Annotated in this window: 21 protein-coding genes; 10 read left to right on the top strand and 11 right to left on the bottom strand. The window is 64.8% G+C overall.

Annotated elements, in window-relative coordinates:
* Positions 1-83 precede the first annotated feature (83 nt).
* Positions 84-749, top strand: coding sequence for a DsbA family oxidoreductase (locus tag AC0WRY_RS23520; protein WP_491121158.1), 666 nt, complete (start codon positions 84-86; stop codon positions 747-749).
* A gap of 8 nt (positions 750-757) precedes the next feature.
* Here AC0WRY_RS23520 and AC0WRY_RS23515 read toward each other — a convergent pair whose 3' ends face one another.
* The 5 genes from AC0WRY_RS23515 to AC0WRY_RS23495 form a co-directional block, all read right to left on the bottom strand.
* Positions 758-1,921 carry a GNAT family N-acetyltransferase gene (locus AC0WRY_RS23515; protein ID WP_491121156.1) on the bottom strand — a complete coding sequence of 388 codons (1,164 nt, stop codon included), beginning with the start codon at positions 1,919-1,921 and terminating at the stop codon, positions 758-760.
* 150 nt (positions 1,922-2,071) lie between these two features.
* Entirely contained in the window at positions 2,072-3,511 is a 1,440-nt protein-coding gene (ccoG, locus tag AC0WRY_RS23510; RefSeq protein ID WP_491121154.1) for a cytochrome c oxidase accessory protein CcoG, read from the bottom strand.
* A gap of 37 nt (positions 3,512-3,548) precedes the next feature.
* Positions 3,549-3,752 carry a YgaP family membrane protein gene (locus AC0WRY_RS23505; protein WP_194403182.1) on the bottom strand — a complete coding sequence of 68 codons (204 nt, stop codon included), beginning with the start codon at positions 3,750-3,752 and terminating at the stop codon, positions 3,549-3,551.
* A gap of 13 nt (positions 3,753-3,765) precedes the next feature.
* Complete coding sequence (gene trxC / locus AC0WRY_RS23500; RefSeq protein ID WP_285807016.1) at positions 3,766-4,209, bottom strand: thioredoxin TrxC; 444 nt, start codon at positions 4,207-4,209, stop codon at positions 3,766-3,768.
* Complete coding sequence (locus AC0WRY_RS23495; RefSeq protein ID WP_491121151.1) at positions 4,206-5,492, bottom strand: NAD(P)/FAD-dependent oxidoreductase; 1,287 nt, start codon at positions 5,490-5,492, stop codon at positions 4,206-4,208. Before AC0WRY_RS23495 ends, trxC begins: the two co-directional genes overlap by 4 nt.
* Before the next feature lie 115 nt (positions 5,493-5,607).
* On the opposite strand from AC0WRY_RS23495, the gene AC0WRY_RS23490 reads away from it, so the two are divergent.
* From AC0WRY_RS23490 to AC0WRY_RS23475, 4 genes are all read left to right on the top strand, one after another.
* Complete coding sequence (locus tag AC0WRY_RS23490; protein ID WP_025037340.1) at positions 5,608-5,907, top strand: ArsR/SmtB family transcription factor; 300 nt, start codon at positions 5,608-5,610, stop codon at positions 5,905-5,907.
* Positions 5,908-6,020: 113 nt separating this feature from the next.
* Entirely contained in the window at positions 6,021-7,031 is a 1,011-nt protein-coding gene (locus AC0WRY_RS23485) for an efflux RND transporter periplasmic adaptor subunit (RefSeq protein ID WP_194408383.1), read from the top strand.
* The gene (locus AC0WRY_RS23480) at positions 7,028-10,252 is read left to right on the top strand and encodes an efflux RND transporter permease subunit (protein ID WP_491121149.1); all 3,225 of its coding nucleotides are present in this window, start codon (positions 7,028-7,030) and stop codon (positions 10,250-10,252) included. The genes AC0WRY_RS23485 and AC0WRY_RS23480 overlap by 4 nt, the downstream gene beginning before the upstream one ends.
* A gap of 10 nt (positions 10,253-10,262) precedes the next feature.
* Entirely contained in the window at positions 10,263-10,619 is a 357-nt protein-coding gene (locus AC0WRY_RS23475; RefSeq protein WP_491121147.1) for a carboxymuconolactone decarboxylase family protein, read from the top strand.
* Positions 10,620-10,709: 90 nt separating this feature from the next.
* Here AC0WRY_RS23475 and AC0WRY_RS23470 read toward each other — a convergent pair whose 3' ends face one another.
* Complete coding sequence (locus tag AC0WRY_RS23470; RefSeq protein ID WP_491121145.1) at positions 10,710-11,036, bottom strand: hypothetical protein; 327 nt, start codon at positions 11,034-11,036, stop codon at positions 10,710-10,712.
* A 100-nt stretch (positions 11,037-11,136) separates the two neighbouring features.
* Complete coding sequence (locus tag AC0WRY_RS23465; RefSeq protein WP_491121143.1) at positions 11,137-11,541, bottom strand: hypothetical protein; 405 nt, start codon at positions 11,539-11,541, stop codon at positions 11,137-11,139.
* 176 nt (positions 11,542-11,717) lie between these two features.
* On the opposite strand from AC0WRY_RS23465, the gene AC0WRY_RS23460 reads away from it, so the two are divergent.
* Positions 11,718-11,942, top strand: a complete 225-nt coding sequence (locus AC0WRY_RS23460) for a hypothetical protein (RefSeq protein ID WP_211418925.1) — start codon at positions 11,718-11,720, stop codon at positions 11,940-11,942.
* A 155-nt stretch (positions 11,943-12,097) separates the two neighbouring features.
* Here AC0WRY_RS23460 and AC0WRY_RS23455 read toward each other — a convergent pair whose 3' ends face one another.
* Complete coding sequence (locus tag AC0WRY_RS23455; protein WP_194403175.1) at positions 12,098-12,340, bottom strand: PilZ domain-containing protein; 243 nt, start codon at positions 12,338-12,340, stop codon at positions 12,098-12,100.
* Between the two features lie 182 nt (positions 12,341-12,522).
* On the opposite strand from AC0WRY_RS23455, the gene AC0WRY_RS23450 reads away from it, so the two are divergent.
* Positions 12,523-12,816: an HdeA family protein gene (locus AC0WRY_RS23450; protein WP_247552289.1), complete on the top strand. Its 294-nt coding sequence runs from the start codon at positions 12,523-12,525 to the stop codon at positions 12,814-12,816.
* Positions 12,817-12,911: 95 nt separating this feature from the next.
* On the opposite strand, the gene AC0WRY_RS23445 is transcribed toward AC0WRY_RS23450, so the two are convergent.
* The gene (locus tag AC0WRY_RS23445) at positions 12,912-13,376 is read right to left on the bottom strand and encodes a PaaI family thioesterase (protein WP_194403174.1); all 465 of its coding nucleotides are present in this window, start codon (positions 13,374-13,376) and stop codon (positions 12,912-12,914) included.
* Positions 13,377-13,738: 362 nt separating this feature from the next.
* Between AC0WRY_RS23445 and AC0WRY_RS23440 the strand changes: the two genes are divergently transcribed.
* Together AC0WRY_RS23440 and AC0WRY_RS23435 are read left to right on the top strand one after the other, a co-directional pair.
* Positions 13,739-14,032 (top strand): hypothetical protein, encoded by a 294-nt coding sequence (locus tag AC0WRY_RS23440; protein ID WP_194403173.1) that lies wholly within the window; start codon positions 13,739-13,741, stop codon positions 14,030-14,032.
* Between the two features lie 107 nt (positions 14,033-14,139).
* Positions 14,140-14,394, top strand: a complete 255-nt coding sequence (locus tag AC0WRY_RS23435) for a hypothetical protein (protein ID WP_491121139.1) — start codon at positions 14,140-14,142, stop codon at positions 14,392-14,394.
* A gap of 24 nt (positions 14,395-14,418) precedes the next feature.
* Here the strand turns inward: AC0WRY_RS23435 and AC0WRY_RS23430 are convergent, their stop codons facing one another.
* Both AC0WRY_RS23430 and AC0WRY_RS23425 read right to left on the bottom strand, forming a co-directional pair.
* Positions 14,419-14,652, bottom strand: a complete 234-nt coding sequence (locus AC0WRY_RS23430; protein WP_194403171.1) for a DUF6894 family protein — start codon at positions 14,650-14,652, stop codon at positions 14,419-14,421.
* 166 nt (positions 14,653-14,818) lie between these two features.
* Positions 14,819-15,019: a hypothetical protein gene (locus AC0WRY_RS23425; RefSeq protein ID WP_194403170.1), complete on the bottom strand. Its 201-nt coding sequence runs from the start codon at positions 15,017-15,019 to the stop codon at positions 14,819-14,821.
* 227 nt (positions 15,020-15,246) lie between these two features.
* On the opposite strand from AC0WRY_RS23425, the gene AC0WRY_RS23420 reads away from it, so the two are divergent.
* A complete protein-coding gene (locus AC0WRY_RS23420) occupies positions 15,247-15,504 on the top strand; it encodes a DUF2798 domain-containing protein (protein ID WP_194408381.1) in 258 nt (85 codons plus the stop codon).
* The last annotated feature ends 393 nt before the right edge of the window (positions 15,505-15,897 follow it).

The following is a 15,897-nucleotide window of genomic DNA, read 5'->3' as shown; positions in this document are numbered from 1 at the left end:
CATGCAGGACGGGTGCCTTGCGCCGTCCCCGGTTCGGCTTATCTTCCGGCGAACCCGGTATCCGCCCGAAGGAGGCGCCTGACATGAGCACGCTGAAACCGCTCCAGATCGACGTCGTCTCCGACGTGGTGTGCCCCTGGTGCTATATCGGCAAGCACCGGATCGAGAGCGCGCTGGCGCTCGTTCCTGACGTCCCGGTCAAGCTCAATTTCCGCCCCTTCTTTCTCAATCCCTGGGTGCCGCGCGAGGGCATCAGCCGCGAGGCCTACCTCACCCAGAAGTTCGGTTCGGTCGAGGCCTATAAGGGCATTGCGGGGCGCGTCGTTGCGGCTGCAAGCGAGGAGGGCCTCGTCTACAAGCCCGAGCTGGTCGCGCGCCAGCCCAACACCACCGACTGCCATCGCCTGATCCTGTGGGCGGAAGCGATCGGCAAGGCGCCCGAGATGAAGCAGCGCCTGATGGAGCTGTATTTCCGCGACGGCGGCGATCTCACCGACGTCAACGTGCTGGTGCAGGCGGCCGCAGATATCGGCCTCGATGCCGACGACGTGCGCAAGCGCCTTGCCACCGACGAGGACGTCGCACGCGTCTCGGCGGACGCGCAGGAGGCTGCCGAGAAGGGCATCTCCGGCGTGCCCACCTATGTCTTCGCGCAGAAATACGCCGTCTCCGGCGCGCAGGATCCGAACCTGCTCGCTCGCGCCATCCGTCAGGTCTCTGAGGAGATCAACACCGAGGCGGCGGAGTAGCGTTCGCTTTATTTCCGGAGGCTGCGAACCAAGCGTCGCGCGGTCTCGTGCGCGGCGTTGAGCCCGACCAACGCGCCGTGAATGAGCGCGACGACCGGATCGTGCCGCCGCAGCGGGATCAGTACGTCACCGATCGCGAAACGTCCCCGCCAGATCGGGTTGATCATGGGGTGGTCGGCGCTCGCGGTGGAATCCGCGCTGGTGATGGCGGGATCGGCGCAGAGATGCCGCGTGAGCTCGAGCGTGAGCTGCACGCCCGGCGAATATTTTGCAAAGCGCTCGTCGATGCCGAGCTTGAAGAAGAAGGCGCGATCCTGATGGCGCAGCACGATGCCGGCGGCCACCGGTGTCGTCCCGGCGCGAAGCGTGACGATCTCGCACTGCGCGGTCTCCGCCAGGGCCGGCACGGCGCGGCGGATGAAAGTCGCATCACCGGCATGCTGAACCAGCGCGGTGCCGCGCTTGCCTTTCCAGCCGCTGGCTTCGAGCTGCAGGAAGGTCTCGAGCGCGGGCCTGATCTCGTCCGGCCGGCGCGCAACGTCGAACGTAACGGGGCCGTGCTCGTCGAGTCGATGGCGCAGGCGACGCAGCTCCTTGAGCTTCTTTGCGCCGAGGGCCTCGCGCAATAGCGTTTCGTCATCCTGCGTCGCATCGAGGCTGGCGCGGAGATAGGAGGACAGGACGCGCGGCTTCAGGCCGTCGTGGTTCAAGACCTGCCTGAGCGCATTCATCGCGGCACCGTCGATCGCGACATCGTTCAGTACCAGCGCGTGTGCACCGCACTCGCGGGCCTGCTGCAACAGCCGCGTGGCCGCTTCGATCGGAGCCTCGCGGTCGATCAGCGGGCTGCACAGCGTGCCGTAGGGATGCGCGCTCACCAGCGCGGGCAGGGGAATCTTCAAGGCTTGCCACAGCGAGATCACGGGCATCAGCCCGATCAGCCGCGTCGAAGCGCCGTCGAACGCGGGCAACGCCGAGGCCGAGGTGCGGCCGCGCGCGGATGCGCTGACGGCGAGCTCCCAGGCGGGCAGGTAATATCCGTTCGGCTCGATCGCCCGCTGCGCGAGAGCACGCCATTGTCCGGGGTCGATCGCATGGAGCGGGACGCGCGCGGCCATGGCATCCTTTGCGGATGCCGAATGGATCGCTGCCTGCTGCGCGATGTCGACCACGTCCCCTCGTCCCGTTCGCGCGGGCAAATGCCGCGTCACGGGGCCATGATTAGCGCAAAGATTGGAAAATACCGTTGGCGCGCCGTTTCAATTCGAACGGTAATGTTAACGTCTCATTGAGCATCCGGTGCCGGATGCTCGATTTGAACCTCACTTGTCGCCGGGCAGGAAGTGATCACGGGCGCTCGCTTGTCCACCGCTGGCCGTATCGGTGATCGTGACCTCGAGATCGCGCGAACTCTTCGGCAGATCGGCCGGCCCGACCTGCACCGACAGTCTGACCTCGCGGGTCTGGTCTTGCCCGACCTCGACGATCGGCTTGCCATCGGGAGCGGCTTCGATGCCGGCGACCCGAATGGTTGCACCGGGCAGTCCCGAAACGTCCAGAGTGAACGATCGCTGTGCGCCCTTGTTGAGAATACGCACGGTGTAGTCGTTGCGCACGCCGCCGTCCGACAGTTGCACGAACAGCGGGTTGCGCTCGTGCAGCACGTTGACGTCCATGGTCGCGCGCGTGGCGAGGCTGTAGATCATGATCGTGCCGACGATGGCAATGGCGGCCGTATAGATCAGCGTGCGCGGGCGGATGATGCGATAGATCGGCGGCTTGCCCTCGCGCCGGCGCTGCATGTTGATGTCGGTGTCGTAGCCGATCAGGCCCTTGGGCCGTCCGATCTCCTGCATGACGTTGTCGCAGGCGTCGATGCAGAGGCCGCACTGGATGCAGCCGAGCTGGATGCCGTGGCGGATGTCGACGCCGGTCGGGCAGACATTGATGCACTGGTGACAGTCGACGCAATCGCCGGCGAGGTCGCCCTGGGAGCGGGCGGCTTCCGCCTTCTTCACGGACATGCGAGGCTCGCCGCGGTCGCGGCGATAGGTGACGTTGAGTGCCCATTCGTCGGTCAGGGCCGCCTGGATGCGCGGCCACGGGCACATATAGATGCACATCTGCTCGCGGGCGTGGCCGGCAAAGACATAGGTCATTGCAGTCAGGATGCCGATCCAGAGATAGGCAATGAACGGAGCCTGGAAGGTCGCGAGCTCCTTCACCAGCGTCGGTGCATCGTCGAAATAGAGCACCCAGGCGCCGCCGGTCCACCAGGCGATCATGATCCAGAGAAAATGCTTCAGCGCGACCTTCCGGATGTGGTCGAACGTCCAGTAGCGCTTGTCGCCCTGCATGCGCTCGCGGCGGTCGCCCTCGACCCAGCGCTCCACGGCGTAGAACAGGTCGGTCCACACCGTCTGCGGGCACAGATAGCCGCACCACAGCCGTCCCGCCACTGCGTTCATCAGAAACAGTGCCATCGCCGCGAGGATGAGCAGGCCGGTGAAATAATAGACCTCCTGCGGCCACAGCTCGATGAAGAAGAAGTAGAAGCGGCGATGCGGCAAGTCGATCAGCACGGCCTGGTCGGGCAGGCCGGGTCCGCGATTCCAGCGCACGAACGGCAGGAGATAATAGATCCCGAGCGTGACGCAGAGGATCGCCCATTTGATGCGGCGGAACGGCCCATGGACCGACTGCGGATAGACCTTCCTGCGCTTTTCGTAGAGAGGCCCTTCAATGAAGGTGTCGTCGGTCATGGTAAATTCCCCCGCATCAATGGCTGGATTCGCGCGTTCAGGAGAACGCGCAGCCGCTGCTCAGGCCCAGCTTCCTGAATACGATCGCTGCCGGGCAGAAGCCGGTGATCGAGGCCTGCAACATGTTCAGCCCGGCGAAGGCCGTCAGCAGGTACCAATACGCGTTCACATAGGTGCCCAGTGCGAGACCGAGCAGGACAACGAACCCCGCAAAGGCGAGGACGGCTTTATCGACATTCATGGCAGGCTCCTTCTTAGTTTCGGGTCAGGTTGGCTTCGGTCCAGGTGACGATGCTGCGCGTATCCATCGCGCCGGATTGGCGGGCGATCTCGCGGCCGCCGCGCATCAAGAGCAGCGTCGGAATGCCGCTGATGTTGAGCCGCGACGACAAGGCGGGCGCGTTGTCCGAATTCAGCTTCAACAGCCGCACGCCGGGCTCGAGCTGTTGCGCCGCACGCTCGAACATCGGGGCCATGGCGCGGCAGGGTCCGCACCACGGCGCCCAGACGTCGATCAGCACGGGAATGTCGCTGCTGGCGACATGGCGGTCGAAGGCTTTCTCGTCCACCTCGATCGGATGGCCGGTGAACATCGGCTGATGACAGGCGCCGCAGCGCGCACCTTCCGGTGCGCGCTCGGCGGGCAGGCGGTTGATGCGCCCGCAATGTCCGCAGACGATCTGGCGTGTCGTGCTCATGTGCCGGTTCGGACCTCCTTGATCTTGGCGATGTTCAGCCTGTCGAGCAGGAAGCGCTCGTAGAACGGCTCACTCTCGCCGCGCCGCATCTTGCGCAGGAAGTATTTCTCGAAGGCGACCTTGGCGAAGTGCACCCATTCGCCTTTTGAGGACCAATTGACGTTGCGCGGCGGGATCTGCGGCTGCGCCAGGAAGGCGACGCCGGAATCGCCGAAATCGGCGAGGCAAATCGCGTTCCAGGTTGGCTGCGCCGTGGGCGCCTTGCCGCGGAGCAGGGCGCCGATATTGATCGCGGTCGCCGTCACCATGGATTCGATCATGAAGCCGGTCTTGGGCACGCCCACCGGCACCGGCGTCGCGCCGACCGGCGCGATCGCCACGCAGACGCCGACTGCAAAGATATTGGGGAAGGTCGGGTTCTGCTGATGCTTGTCGACGATGACGAAGCCGCGCGGGTTGGTCAGCTTCTCGATGCCGCGAACCGCTTCGACGCCGCGAAAGGCGGGCAACATCATCGAATAGGCGAATGGCAGCTCATGGGCCTTGCGAGAGGTGCCGTTGTCGGACAACTCCTCGACCGTCATGAGGCCAGCGTCGATCTTGTCGACGCGGGCGTTGGTGATCCATTTGATGTGCTTCTCCCGCATCTCGCTTTCAAGCAGACCCTTGGTATCTCCGACGCCGTCGAGACCGAGATGGCCGATATAGGGCTCCGAGGTGACGAAGGTCATGGGCACCCGGTCGCGCAGCTTCCGCCGGCGCAGCTCCGTTTCCAGGATGAAAAGGAATTCGTAGGCCGGCCCGAAGCAGGAGGCGCCCTGAACGGCACCGATCACGACCGGACCGGGATTGGCCGCGAGCTTCTCGAAAGCTTCACGGGCGTGCGCGGCGTGATCGACATGACAGATCGATTGCGTATGACCCTGCGGCCCAAGACCGGGGATTTCGTCGAAGGCAAGTTCAGGACCGGTCGCGACGACCAGATAATCATAGTCGATCGACGTGCCGTCGCCGAGCTCGACACGGTTCTCCTCGGGGTGGACGCGCTTTGCCCCCTGCGTCAGCAGCCGCACGCCCTTGCGTTTCATGATGTCGGCGAGATCGATCTCGATCTCCTCGCGCTTGCGCCAGCCGACGGCTACCCACGGATTCGAGGGCACGAAATGATAGACCGCGCCTTGCGAGACGACGCTGAGGCGGTCCTCCTTTCGCAACTGGGGCAGCAATTCATAGGCCATCAGCGTTCCGCTCAGACCGGCTCCGACTACGACAACTTCCGCCATGGGTACCTCCGTTGGATCAGGCCGCATCACCGGTTCTGTGCCGGCTGTCGTGCAGCGCTTGACTATATATTCGTAATTGCGTATATACGCAAGTATGAAAATAGATAGCGAAATCATGGAGCGGGCGGCGGATCAGGCGAGCGAGTTGCTCAAGGCACTCTCGAACCGCCACCGTCTTCTCATCATCTGCCAGTTGATCGACGGCGAGCGGTCGGTCGGCGAGCTGGCTGAGTTCCTCAGCCTGCGGGACTCTACGGTCTCTCAGCATCTTGCGCTCCTTCGCAAGGACGGTCTCGTTGCCGCCAGGCGTGATGCGCAGACGATCTTCTATTCGATCGCCAGCGAGCCGGCGCGCGAGATCCTGAAGACGCTTTATCAGGTGTTTTGCGCGCCGAAGTCCGCAAGGACAAAGTGAAGCCTAGGCAATGGCGGGCGGGTGCGCCTTGCGCGAGATCAACGCGCCTCCGCCCGATGTCGATGAAATGAGAGGACACCGCGGCGCGGTGCGATGAACCAATGAGGACACGGATGCGTCCCTTGCAATATCTGGCGCGCCTGGGGCTGTTGGCCGCGTGGGCGGCGATCGGGGTACCGCCGGCATCCCTTGCCGCCGCGGAGACGTTTGGCGTTGCGCAGCAGAAGGTCGCCGACGAGAAGGCGGTCTTCGCGACCGTCGAGAGCATCAGCGTGGTCCCGGCGCGTAGCCGCATCGGCGGCACCGTCGTTCAGCTCAAGGTGCGGGAAGGGGATCGCGTCGCCGCGGGTCAAATCATCGCAGCGATCGGGGACGAGAAGCTCGTCCTCCAGATGACATCGCTCGATGCGCAGATCGAGGCGCTGCAGGCCCAGGCCAAGCAGGCGCAGCTCGACTTCACCCGGACTGAAGGGCTGGTCGAGCGCGGCATCCTGCCGCGCGTCAAGCTCGACGAGCAGCGCACGGCGCTCAACGTCGCCGACAACGGCCTGCGCGCCAGGACCGCGGAGCGCGCCGTCATCAACGAGCAGCTCAACCAGGGACAAGTGCTGGCGCCGGCGGACGGACGCGTGTTGAAGCGACTGATCACCATGGGATCCGTCGTGCTTGCGGGCGATCCGATCGTCACGGTCGCCGAGCAGAACTTCAAGCTGCGGCTGCGCGTGCCGGAGCGCCACGCGCGCTTCCTCAAAGCCGGCGATAAGGTCCGCGTCGATGGTGCAGAGCTGGCAGGCGAAGCCTCTAAATGGGGTGTGGTCGACCTCGTCTATCCTCAGATCGAGGAGGGGCGGGTCATCGCGGACGCGACCGTCGAGGGGCTCGGCGAGTATTTCGTCGGCGATCGCTTGCGGGTCTGGATCGCCGGCGGCGTGCGGTCGGCCTTCGTCATTCCTTCCAGCTATGTGACGACCCGGTTCGGCGTCGACTACGTCCAGCTTCGGAAAGCGGATGGGACGATTGACGTGCCGGTGCAGCGCGGCCGCGAGATGCCGACCCCTTCGCTTCCTGACGGGCTCGAGATCCTGTCGGGCATCCGGGCCGGCGACGAATTGGTGCGGCCATGAATCTCGGTCTGTCAGGACGGTTGACCCGGTCGACCATCGCATCGCCGCTGACGCCGCTGTTCCTGCTCGGCGGGCTCGTCGTGGGGCTGATCGCCGTCGTCGTGATCCCGCGCGAGGAGGAGCCGCAGATCAGCGTTCCCATGGTGGACATCCGCGTCAATGCCGACGGCCTGCGCGCGCCCGACGCCGTGGAACTGGTGAGCAAGCCGCTGGAATCGATCGTCAAGGGTATCGACGGCGTCGAGCACGTCTACAGCCAGACCGAAGACGACCGCGTGATGGTCACCGCGCGCTTCCTGGTGGGCACCAAGTTCGAGGATGCCATCCTGCGGGTGCACGAGAAAATCCGCGCCAATCTCGACCGCATTCCCGTCGGCATCCCCGAGCCGCTGATCGTGGGACGGGGCATCAATGACGTCGCGGTGTCGGTGTTGACGCTGTCGCCGAAGCCGGAGGCGGCCAGCCGCTGGACCGACAAGGACCTCTATGAGCTCGCCGACAAGCTGCGCGCGGAGCTGATGAAGGTCGACGACATCGGTCTCACCTACATTTCCGGCGGCGCGGCGCAACAGATCCGGGTCGAGCCCGATCCGGAGAAGCTGTCGTTGTTCGGCGTCACGCTGCAGCAGCTCGTGGCCAAGGTGAAGGACGCCAACCGCTCGTTCCTGGCCGGGCAGGTCCGCGATGCCGGCATCGTCCGAGGCGTTGCGGCGGGGCAGACGCTGTCAGGCGTTCCCGACATCGGATTGTTGCTGATCACGAGCCGCGACGGCCGGCCGGTCTATGTCAAGGACGTCGCCTCCGTCGTCGTCGGTCCGAGCACCATCGAGCATCGGGTCTGGACGGATTCGCGCGGGCCCGCCGGGCAGTGGACGCGCACGCCCGCCGTCAGCCTGGCGCTGGCGAAGCGGGCCGGCGCCAATGCTGTCGTCGTGTCCGAGAACATCGCCAAGCGCCTCGACGGATTGAAGTCGCGCCTGATCCCGGATGATATCCAGGTGACGGTGACGCGCGACTATGGTGAGACGGCCAACGAGAAGGCCAACGAGCTCTTGTTCCACCTCGGCCTCGCGACGGTCTCGATCGTCGTCCTGATCGCGGTCGCGATCGGTTGGCGCGAGGCGCTGGTGACCTTCGTCGTGATCCCCACGACAATTCTCCTCACGATGTTCGCGGCCAATTTGATGGGCTACACCATCAACCGCGTCAGCCTGTTCGCGCTGATCTTCTCCATCGGCATTCTGGTCGACGACGCCATCGTCGTGGTCGAGAACATCGCGCGGCACTGGGGCATGCGCGACGGCCGGCCGCGGCTGCAGGCGACCATCGAGGCGGTTGCGGAGGTCGGCAATCCCACCATCGTCGCAACGCTGACCGTGGTCGCCGCGCTGCTGCCGATGTTGTTCGTGTCGGGCCTGATGGGTCCCTATATGGCGCCGATCCCGGCCAATGCGTCGGCGGCGATGCTGTTCTCGTTCTTCGTCGCGATGGTGGTGGCGCCCTGGCTGATGCTCAAGCTCGCACCGAAGGGCGAGACGGCCTCCGCGCATGCGGAGCAGGACGAAGGTCGGCTCGGCCGGCTTTACCGTCGCTTCGCTACGCCGATCGTGCGGAGCAAGCGGTCGGCCTGGATCTTCCTGCTCGGCGTCGGCATCGCGACCCTGCTGTCGATGACGCTGTTCGCGACCAAGTCGGTGACGGTCAAACTGCTGCCGTTCGACAACAAGTCCGAAATCGCCGTGGTAGTCGACCTGCCGGAAGGCGCGAGCCTGGAGGCGACCGAGCGCACGCTGTTCGGCGCGGCCGAGATCGCGCGGCAACTGCCCGAGGTCACCTCGCTGCAATCCTATGCCGGCACGCCGGCTCCCTTCAATTTCAACGGCCTGGTGCGTCACTATTATCTGCGGGAGAGGCCCGAGCTCGGCGAAGTGCAGGTCAATCTGGCCGCGCGCGGCGAGCGCAAGCGCGCGAGCCACGAGATCGCGCTCGAGCTGCGCGAGAAGCTGAAGGCGCTTGATACGCCCGCGGGCACCAGCCTCAAGGTGGTCGAGGTGCCGCCGGGGCCGCCGGTGCTGTCGACGCTGCTCGCCGAGGTCTACGGTCCCGATGCGGCCACGCGCCGTGCGGTCACGGCCGAGCTCAAGAAGGTGTTCGCGGACGTGCCGTTCATCGTCGACATCGACGATTCGATCGGCGAGAAGCGGCCGCGGCTGCGGCTCTCGATCGACCAGGACCGGCTCGAATTCTTCGGCGTCGAGCAGCGCGACGTCTACGACACCATCCAGGCGCTGTTCGGCGGCATCTCGATCGGCTATTCGCATCGCGGCGAGGACCGCAATCCGATAGAGATCGCGGTGCATCTCGGAAAGCGCGATCTGGTCTGGGACGAGGCGCTGGCCTCGACACCGGTGCCGGCCGACACGTTGCCCGGCAGCAAGACGGTGGTCGAGCTTGGCCAGGTCGTGAAGGCGACCATGGAGGAGGGCTCGCCGACGATCTTCCGCCGCGACGGCCGCTTCGCCGACATGGTGATGGCCGAGCTCGCCGGGCGCTTCGAGGCGCCGCTTTACGGCATGCTCGCGGTTGCCGATCGCGTCGAGACTCATGACTGGGGCCGGCTGCCGAAGCCCGCGATCAGCCTGCACGGCCAGCCCTCGGACGAGTCGCGGCCGACGCTGCTATGGGACGGCGAATGGGAGATCACCTGGGTGACCTTCCGCGACATGGGCGCCGCCTTCGGGGCAGCCATCCTCGGCATCTACGTGCTGGTCGTCGCCCAGTTCCGGAGCTTCCGTCTGCCACTCGTCATCCTGACGCCAATTCCGCTGACGTTGATCGGCATCCTGATCGGACACTGGCTGCTGGGTGCGCCGTTCACCGCGACCTCGATGATTGGCTTCATCGCGCTTGCCGGCATCATCGTGCGCAACTCGATCCTGCTGGTCGACTTCATCCGGCACAGCAACGCAGACGGCAAGTCGCTGCGCGATGTGGTGCTGCAGGCGGGCGCTGTGCGTTTCAAGCCGATCCTGCTCACTGCGCTCGCCGCCATGATCGGGGCCGCGACCATCCTGCTCGATCCGATCTTTCAGGGGCTGGCGATCTCGCTCCTGTTCGGGCTCGCCTCGTCGACGCTGCTCACCGTGCTGGTGATCCCCGCGATCTATATCGCCCTGCGCGCACCGCGCGAGGCGGGTCCGACCGCAGCCAAATCCAACTAGCGAGGGTCCGATGGACAAGAACTACGCCGACATCACCAGGAACATCTCGGCCAATCTGAAGAAGCTTCGCAGCGACATTCCCGACACCATGAAGGGATTTTCCGCGCTCGCCCAGGCCGCCACGCGTGACGGCGCGCTGGACAAGAAGACCAAGGAACTGATGGCGCTGGCGCTCGGCGTCGCCGCGCATTGCGACGGCTGCATCGGGTTTCACGCCGAAGCGCTCGTCAAGCTTGGTGCGACCCGCGAGGAGATCGAGGAAACGCTCGGCATGGCCGTCTACATGGGCGGCGGGCCGTCGCTGATGTACGCTGCTGACGCAATCGCGGCCTACGAGCAGTTTCAGCAGCAATCGGTTGTGGCCTGATTTCCGCTTGTCGGGCAGGTTGACGCGCGGACGTGACCGGACGAGTTCTCTCGTCCGGTCACGTCCATCGGCTTTATTGATGACTAGCGATTACCAGCGGTCACCGACGCCGACGCTGACGCCAGGCGCGCGGATGCCGACGCCGGCGCGCGGACCGTCATCCCAATCGCGATGATAGGTTCGGCGCTCGTAATAGCGTTCGCGCGGCATGTAGTTGTAGGAATCGCGCACGATCACGCGCGCGCCGCCACGCGTGCGATAGCAGCGGCCGGCGTCGTCGCAGACGAGCCGCACCTGCTGAACCAGATCCGGATTGGTGTACTCGCTGGTCGTGTAGATATCGGAAGCCTTCGCGCCCGAGGCGGCCGCCAGGGCACCCACGCCCGCCAGCAGCGCAATCGCAAATGTCTTCATCATGTCCTCCTCGAAACTGCCCTCGGCGGTAACAAGAAGGGGAGGCGGCTATCGTTCCCGGCCAAAATGCTGGTTTTTCCCGGAACTTTCTCTTTCAGCGCTCCTAGATCGGCTCGTAAGTCTCGGTCCCGCAGATGTCGTCGGCTTCGGCGCGCCGGCGATCGACGACCTTTCCGCCATTGATCGTCACGATGTAGGTCTGGGCGCCAAGCGACGTGCCGGTCGCGGAGGTGAGCTGGGCGCGGACGCAGGCGGTCCAGCCCGGTCCTCGCACCTCGCGATGGGGCGGGGCGACGTGCACCTCGCGCGGATAGGAGGTGGTGAGGAAGACAACGTCGATCTGTTCGCGCACCACACGCTTGACGTCGGGGGGCGCTTCGGGCGCCGGTTGCTCGGTCTCCTTCATGCGCATGAACTCAGGCACCGGCGCGCGGCTGTCGGCAAAGCCGCAGGCGCCGAGCGCGAGCGCGCCGGCGAGCAGCGCCGCTTGAGCAACAATCCGTAACATCCGCGAAAGTCCCCTGCGGGCCAACAGATAGGCACGAATGCGGTCCGGCGAAGTCCTCGCCGATCAAGATTTGCTGAAGCCTCCACCAAGCCTTGAAATCAATCCTTGGAGCCCGCGGTATTTGCTATTCCGCGATTGCAGGCTAGCGTGTACCCCAGACGAAGGGGATTGCAGCAATGAGGATTTTGGTCATCGCGGCCGCCGCGCTGGCGCTGACGGCTGCCCCGGCGCAGGCACAGGGCCGGCGGCCGCCCCAGGACTCGGCCAAGCCCGCGGACAACAAGCCCAAGGTCGACGAGAAGGCCTACAAGGCTGCGCTCGAGCGCATTCCCGAGCCCAAGGACAAGTACGACCCATGGGGCGGCGCCCGCCCGAGCGAACCGGCCAAGAAGCCGAAATAGAGTAGCGGGTCTGATTCGGGCTTTTCGAATCATGTTCCGGCGGGATCACGACGGGTACCCACAATCGCCTGCTTCGCGAGGCAGAGCCCTCGTCGTGTCGCGCAATCATCATCGTATTGTGGATGTGATGCGAACACTCGTTCACATCGCGCGCGCTATTGCACGAAGGCGAGGCCGACGCGCTTGTTACTGCGCCAAACTGTGCGACAATTCCGTACGAAGTCGTCGCGTGCGATCGAGAGCGTGAACGATTGCGGCAACGTGACGGGAGCGTCGAGGTCGATCGCCGCGCCGCCCGCCGACATGTTTCGCACCGTGCAAGCGATGCCGTTGTTTTCGAAGGTGATCGTTCCACCCTTGAAAACACGGTGACGCTGCGCTGTACGCCTCTCGATCATCCGAGTCGATCCATCATGATGATCAAGGAGTAGTGCATAGAAATTGCGTTGAACTAAATTCAATACTGGCGCTGCTTACCTGGCGTTTCAGACTTCGTTTACGACGTTCGAGCGGAGAGGCTCTCCGCCGACTTTCCCGACAAGCCTTTCTTTTATGGCGTTACGCGCCGATGGAGATTCCGATGAAGACCACGCTTTCGCTTCTGTTCGCTGCAGCGTTCTCGCTGTCGTCGATGCCCGCCCACGCCGTCAAGTGGGACCTCTCGACCATGAGCTGCAAGCAGTTCCTCGAGAGCGGCGAAGACAACATCCAGGTGGTGCTGACCTGGATGGATGGCTGGTACAAGGGCGACGAGGACAACGCGATCATCGACACCGACGTGTTCATCGAGAACGCCAAGAAATTCGGTGCCTATTGCGGAAAGAACCCGACGGCCAGCATCGTCACCGCGGCCGACGAAGTGCTCGGCAAGTGATGTGACGCACGCGGGCCGAAGCGTGACTGCTTCGATGCGATCGTGATGGAGAGCCGCGGGTGCGCTTTGCGCTCACGCGGCTCTCGTTTTTTGGATCAGCCCGGCAACATCGCGAAGGCGCTGGACACCATCGCGACCGGCTTGTTGTCGGTCGCCGAGAGCAGCGTGACGCGGCCAAAGCTCATGGTGCGCCCGAGTCGGACCACGCGTGCGTCCGCCAGCACGTCCGAGGAGGATACCGCGCGCATGAAATGCGTGGTCTGGTCGACCGTGGTCATGGGGCGGTAGCCGCGATTGGCCGCGAGGTTCGCGATCACCATTGCGGTGTCGGCGAGCGCCATCAGGGCCTGGCCGCAGACCACGCCGCCGTTCCGGCACAACCGTTCCGAAAACGGCATGCGCAGGAGCGCGCCCGGTTGCCAGTCCGGGACATCCGCCGGCTGCGCGTGCTCGAGGCGCTCGATCGCGAGGTTGAGATCCTGGACCCAGGGCGCGAAAACCTCGCCGAGGATGCGTCTGGCGTCGGGGAGGCCGAATTCGGCGTCTGGTTGCCTTTGCATTGCTGTCGCACACTCCTGTATTGCCGGATGTTTCGCTCCCATTGTGCGCGCATCGGCGCGGCAAAGTCACCCGGTCGCGGCGGTCCCGCCGGCTTGAAAATGCCTGACTTGGCCCGGTATGATGCCTCGCTTGGGGTACGGGTGGATGATGTTGCGTCGGGGTGTCCTGGTTTTTTGTATGGTCGCGCTCGGCCTCGCGCTGAGCGGGTGCACCAGATGCGGCCCGATCTGGGACGATTGGCTGCATGGGCCCAAATCGTGCCGGTCGGATCGGCTCTAGCGGGGCTCCGAACGCGCCCGGGGCGACACGGATGGCACGGCGCGGGCGATCCGTGCGTCATGGATTGATCAAGGAGTGGATGATGAAGCTTTTCCGTTTGGCCGCGGTGCTGGCCGTGCTGGCCGGCCCGGCCTACGCGCAAATGCCCCAGCTCAATTTGCTGCAGGACGCCCCGAGCAAGACCCCCGAAGAGAAGGCCGCGGAAGCCGAGCGCGACAAGGCCTATAAGGAAACGCTGAAGAAGATTCCGGACAACAAGGCGTCCAACGATCCCTGGGGCGGCATGCGCTCCGATCCGCCGAAACAGCCGGCGCCGAAGGCATCGGCTGCAACCAGCGCGCCGAAGAAGTCCAAGAGCGGCACGGCCGCCAACTGACTTTGGCCGCGTCGGGGACGGTCCGACGCCTTGCGAACGGGACTCCTCTTCAGCCGGCCCGCGCCCTACATTTGCCTCTGAGCGTAGCGCGTAGAGGAGGGCAGGATATGGCCGATCGTCCGCGGGATCTCGCCGAGCGGATGTCACGCCGGCGCAAGGTGGCCGGCAAGCCCGGCCGAACGGGCGGCGACGGTTATCTGCGCGAGACCTTCACGCTGCCGCGCACCGCGGCGCGGGAACGGGCGCAGGCCTTCTTCGCCCGCTACCCCAAGGCCGGCTATATGAGCGCGGTCGAGACCTGGCGCGAACTGCCCGGCGGCGAGATCGAATTCACCATGCGGCGGCTGCCCAGCGCGGACTAGGCGGGCCTGCTCCGAGGGCTCATGCTATTCGAGGGTTTCGGCGACGATGCGGATCCGGAACACGGGCTCCTTGGCCTCGTCTAGGAGCTCCATGTGCCATTCGGAATTTTCCTGGAGCTTGCGGGCGATGCCGGCGGTCATGTCCGCGCAGACGCTGGTCATCTCTTTCCAGGCCGAATCGCGATCGGCGAATTCCGTCGCCTGGTCGGCGCAGCCGGAATAACGGCCATTCCGGATTCGAAAGAAATAGAGCGGCATGGGCAGCACCGGTCGCACGCGTGATGGCCTCGTCCCCACGGCCATGGGCGCGCGCAGTCCAATCCCAAACCGGCGTCAGATCAATTCCGGGCGGCTACGGATGATGCTGCAGCAGCGGGCCTGCCAGCCGTGGCGGGGCGCAAGGCGCCTCGCGATTGCCGACAATTCATCCGGCCGGTTCAGGCCGTTGTCCGGCCGATCGCTTCAGCTCCCGATCGATCCGCAACTGCACGCGGCGGATCGCGAGCAGATCAATTTTCGTCTCGGTCTTGCCGGTCTTGATCTGCTCGCCGATGCGGAACTGCCATTGCCAGATTCCGGGAATCGCCGTCTTGGCGACGGTGAACTCGATGCCCCTGTGATTCATGGCGACCTCCCACGATTCACCCTCATGACTGTTAACATGGTGGTCGTCATAATATTCCGGGCACAAGCAAAATCTGCAGATTGCCGGGCGAACCCCGTGGTTCTCCGACCATGAACAGAGTTCCTGAACCGCAGGCCCGTGTGTTCGCGCTGCGGTGGATTCCGGTTCCCTGCCAGCGGCGGCATGTGCTTTGCTTGCTTGATGAGAGCAAGCATCATGGGCTCGACATGCTCGGCATTCCCCGGCGGTACAGTCATTTCGTCTTTGGAATTATCCAGTCCGGATTGACCTCGCTGATTGCAGCGTGGGTCGCCAGCTTTCCTGCCGGCGATGGCATGATCTTCTTTGAACATTGGATGGTGTCGTGGCTCATCGCCTGGGCCACCATGGTGCCGATCGTGCTGTTGGCTGCGCCCGCGATCCGCGCCTTCTCGCTGCGCCTGACGCGAGAGGAACGTGAGTCGGCGGCCGGCCGTCAGGCATGAAAAAGCCCCGCCTGGGGAGAGCCAAGCGGGGCAGAGAGTTGTTGGAGGCTGAGGTGCTGGGCTGCAACACCATAGCCGCATCATCCTAGCCGGCTCCGCTTACGGCAGCCTGACAGGCGGCAGCTTTCCGAGCCTGGCACAGGCCGCAGACTGGCCCCGCACCGGTCCCAATTTCGACATCCGTTCGCACAACTGCCGACACACAGGTCGGCAAGATTTCACACCGTTCGGCGCAGCCATGGGGGAAACGTGGCACGCCGGCAACGGGGTGGCATCATGGATAACGTAGAGCGGTCATTTGCCGCCGCGACCGCGGCTGGCTTCGTGGTGCTGGTGATCGGCCTCGTGCTGCTGGCGCTGCTGTAGGGGATCGTGCAGGCAGCGGCCGTACCC

The organism is Bradyrhizobium sp. T-12, assembly GCF_058314695.1.
The sequence above is the reverse complement of the archived record's forward strand: the minus strand, read 5'-3'. Positions and strand labels throughout refer to the sequence as shown.

What these genes read in the sequence shown, in the direction of transcription:
- AC0WRY_RS23465 (WP_491121143.1), bottom strand. Translation starts at nt 11,541, where the DNA reads ATGTTACGGATTGTTGCTCAAGCGGCGCTGCTCGCCGGCGCGCTCGCG.
- AC0WRY_RS23455 (WP_194403175.1), bottom strand. Translation starts at nt 12,340, where the DNA reads ATGATCGAGAGGCGTACAGCGCAGCGTCACCGTGTTTTCAAGGGTGGA.
- AC0WRY_RS23420 (WP_194408381.1), top strand. Translation starts at nt 15,247, where the DNA reads ATGCTCGGCATTCCCCGGCGGTACAGTCATTTCGTCTTTGGAATTATC.
- AC0WRY_RS23450 (WP_247552289.1), top strand. Translation starts at nt 12,523, where the DNA reads ATGAAGACCACGCTTTCGCTTCTGTTCGCTGCAGCGTTCTCGCTGTCG.
- AC0WRY_RS23485 (WP_194408383.1), top strand. Translation starts at nt 6,021, where the DNA reads ATGCGTCCCTTGCAATATCTGGCGCGCCTGGGGCTGTTGGCCGCGTGG.
- trxC (WP_285807016.1), bottom strand. Translation starts at nt 4,209, where the DNA reads ATGAGCACGACACGCCAGATCGTCTGCGGACATTGCGGGCGCATCAAC.
- AC0WRY_RS23430 (WP_194403171.1), bottom strand. Translation starts at nt 14,652, where the DNA reads ATGCCGCTCTATTTCTTTCGAATCCGGAATGGCCGTTATTCCGGCTGC.
- AC0WRY_RS23470 (WP_491121145.1), bottom strand. Translation starts at nt 11,036, where the DNA reads ATGATGAAGACATTTGCGATTGCGCTGCTGGCGGGCGTGGGTGCCCTG.
- AC0WRY_RS23460 (WP_211418925.1), top strand. Translation starts at nt 11,718, where the DNA reads ATGAGGATTTTGGTCATCGCGGCCGCCGCGCTGGCGCTGACGGCTGCC.
- AC0WRY_RS23435 (WP_491121139.1), top strand. Translation starts at nt 14,140, where the DNA reads ATGGCCGATCGTCCGCGGGATCTCGCCGAGCGGATGTCACGCCGGCGC.
- AC0WRY_RS23490 (WP_025037340.1), top strand. Translation starts at nt 5,608, where the DNA reads ATGGAGCGGGCGGCGGATCAGGCGAGCGAGTTGCTCAAGGCACTCTCG.
- AC0WRY_RS23480 (WP_491121149.1), top strand. Translation starts at nt 7,028, where the DNA reads ATGAATCTCGGTCTGTCAGGACGGTTGACCCGGTCGACCATCGCATCG.
- AC0WRY_RS23520 (WP_491121158.1), top strand. Translation starts at nt 84, where the DNA reads ATGAGCACGCTGAAACCGCTCCAGATCGACGTCGTCTCCGACGTGGTG.
- AC0WRY_RS23425 (WP_194403170.1), bottom strand. Translation starts at nt 15,019, where the DNA reads ATGAATCACAGGGGCATCGAGTTCACCGTCGCCAAGACGGCGATTCCC.
- AC0WRY_RS23475 (WP_491121147.1), top strand. Translation starts at nt 10,263, where the DNA reads ATGGACAAGAACTACGCCGACATCACCAGGAACATCTCGGCCAATCTG.
- AC0WRY_RS23495 (WP_491121151.1), bottom strand. Translation starts at nt 5,492, where the DNA reads ATGGCGGAAGTTGTCGTAGTCGGAGCCGGTCTGAGCGGAACGCTGATG.
- AC0WRY_RS23445 (WP_194403174.1), bottom strand. Translation starts at nt 13,376, where the DNA reads ATGCAAAGGCAACCAGACGCCGAATTCGGCCTCCCCGACGCCAGACGC.
- ccoG (WP_491121154.1), bottom strand. Translation starts at nt 3,511, where the DNA reads ATGACCGACGACACCTTCATTGAAGGGCCTCTCTACGAAAAGCGCAGG.
- AC0WRY_RS23440 (WP_194403173.1), top strand. Translation starts at nt 13,739, where the DNA reads ATGAAGCTTTTCCGTTTGGCCGCGGTGCTGGCCGTGCTGGCCGGCCCG.
- AC0WRY_RS23505 (WP_194403182.1), bottom strand. Translation starts at nt 3,752, where the DNA reads ATGAATGTCGATAAAGCCGTCCTCGCCTTTGCGGGGTTCGTTGTCCTG.